We start from the raw sequence: 2,229 nt of genomic DNA, 5'->3' as shown, positions 1-2,229 counted from the left end.
GACCAGCCATGTGGCTGATTATGACATCGTGCGGAAAATGCGCGCCTCCAACCTGGTGCTGGGTCCGATGCTGGCGCGGCTGGGGCAGGCGGTGGTGTCGCTGCCCGGCGGCTGCGCAATTGGCGCCCGGCCGATGGATCTGCACATCCATGGTCTTGAGGCGCTGGGCGCCGAGATTGAGCTGAAAGACGGGTATCTGCACGCCAAGGCCCAGAGGGGGCTGAAAGGCGCGGTAATTGAGCTGAGCTTTGCTTCGGTCGGGGCCACCGAAAACATCATGATGGCTGCCACCCTGGCAAAGGGCACCACCGTCATCAAGAATGCTGCGCGCGAGCCGGAGATTGTCGATCTGGCCGATTGCCTGCGGAAAATGGGTGCGCAGATCGAGGGCGACGGTTCCCCGGACATCACCATTCAAGGCGTCGACCGGCTGCATGGCGCAACGCATCAGGTGGTGACTGACCGGATCGAGCTGGGCACCTATATGCTGGCACCGGCGATCTGCGGCGGCGAGGTAGAATTGCTGGGCGGACGCCGCAGCCTGCTGGAAAGCTTCTGCGACAAGCTGGAGGCCGCAGGCGTCGAGATCACCGAGGGCACGAACAGTCTGACCGTCAGCCGCAAGAACGGCCGGATCCGGGCTGTGGACGTGGTCACCGAACCGTTCCCCGGCTTTCCGACCGATCTGCAGGCGCAGATGATGGCGCTGATGTGTACCGCTGAAGGCACGTCTGTTCTGGAAGAAAAGATCTTTGAGAACCGATTTATGCATGCCCCGGAACTCACCCGTATGGGGGCACAGATCGAAGTGCACGGCGGCCATGCAACTGTGACTGGCGTTGAAACGCTGAAAGGCGCTCCGGTGATGGCAACCGACTTGCGCGCCTCGGTTTCGCTGATTCTTGCTGGCATGGCGGCGGAAGGTGAAACCAAGGTAAGCCGGGTCTACCACCTCGATCGCGGCTATGAGCATGTGGTGCGCAAACTGTCCGGCGTCGGGGCCAAAATCGAACGGATCAGGGAAGAGTAATGGCGGATGCAAGCTTCGAAGACGGCCGCGAGGCGGCTCTGAATCTGGGCGCGCTGGAGGCAGAGGATCTCAAGATCCTGTCCTCGCTGGTGCAGGATGCGGTGTTTCCGGTCACTGAAATGAGCTGGCGCGCCTCGGAGCGCCGCTTTGCACTGCTGGTGAACCGCTTCCGCTGGGAAGACCGCGAGGCTGCGGAACGCCGTGGCCGGGCTTTTGAGCGGGTGCAGTCGCTGCTGGTGGTGGACAATGTGCTGGCTGTTGCGTCGCAGGGCGTGGACCGCAAGGACAAAGATCTGGTTCTGTCGCTGCTCTCGGTTGTTTTCGAGCCGGATGAGGACGGTGCCGGCAACGTATTGCTGACCTTGGCCGGCGACGGCGCGGTGCGCTTGGCAGTCGAGGCGCTGGAGGTGTCCCTGCGGGATGTCACCCGGCCTTATCTTGCACCGTCGGGTCACGCACCGGATCATGGCGCGTGACCCGTGCAGAACAAGCGCGGCATTTCCCAGGCATTTGCCCGTCCTGCAGCGGAACTGGTGATCCGCCCAGCCACTGTCTTTGATGTATTCGCCATCAGCCAGGTGCTCATCGCGTCGATCCGCGATCTGTGCCAGGCGGATCACGGCGGCGACGCCGGAAAGATAGCCGATTGGACTGCAAACAAGTCGCCTGCGCAGATTCGCAATTGGATAGATGGACCCGGCCGCTACTGGCTGGCAGAACGGGGCGGCGAACCCGAAGCGGTCGGGGGGTTGGCCCCTGAGGGACTGATCTCCTTGCTCTATGTTTTTCCAGGCGCAGTTGGGCAAGGTTCCGGGTCTGTTATGCTGAGGCATCTTGAGATGGAGCTGTGCGGGGCTGGCCATAGCGAAGGACGGCTGAACGCGACCCGCACAGCGCAGGGGTTTTATCGGACCAGGGGCTGGCAAAGCGATGATGCCCCTCAGGAGGGCTGCGGCACACCATGCATCCCGATGCGAAAATCCCTTCTCTGACAGGGACTGACTTTTTTCCGGTCCTGAATACTCCGGGGTGAATTGGCCATATGGCTCAATAGGGGCAGCGCCCCTTCCTTGCGTCCAATTGCACCGCCCTGCGCCATAGTTCTTGAGGCCGCTCCGGCATAAAGCTATGCGAGGGCCAAAGGAGATCCCGATGCCGCAGTTTCTGAACACCGCCGATTCCGATTTCGAACAATCCTT

General features: G+C 61.9%; 3 protein-coding genes. All 3 read left to right on the top strand.

Annotation, left to right across the window (positions count from 1 at the left end):
* Positions 1-1,030, top strand: a 1,030-nt coding sequence (gene murA, locus A2I95_RS32655) for a UDP-N-acetylglucosamine 1-carboxyvinyltransferase (RefSeq protein ID WP_291736519.1), incomplete at its 5' end; no start/stop codon positions are given.
* On the top strand, positions 1,030-1,506 hold the full coding sequence (locus A2I95_RS32650; protein ID WP_027256614.1) for a DUF2948 family protein: 477 nt from the start codon (positions 1,030-1,032) through the stop codon (positions 1,504-1,506). The genes murA and A2I95_RS32650, both read left to right, overlap by 1 nt.
* A 3-nt stretch (positions 1,507-1,509) precedes the next feature.
* Positions 1,510-2,022 (top strand): GNAT family N-acetyltransferase, encoded by a 513-nt coding sequence (locus tag A2I95_RS32645; RefSeq protein ID WP_291736516.1) that lies wholly within the window; start codon positions 1,510-1,512, stop codon positions 2,020-2,022.
* The last annotated feature ends 207 nt before the right edge of the window (positions 2,023-2,229 follow it).

It is taken from the genome of Leisingera sp. F5 (assembly GCF_001593695.1).
This window is presented reverse-complemented; position numbering and strand designations above follow the sequence as displayed.

Bases quoted from the DNA above. Each gene is read 5' to 3' on its own strand.
- A2I95_RS32650 (WP_027256614.1), top strand. From the start codon at position 1,030: ATGGCGGATGCAAGCTTCGAAGACGGCCGCGAGGCGGCTCTGAATCTG.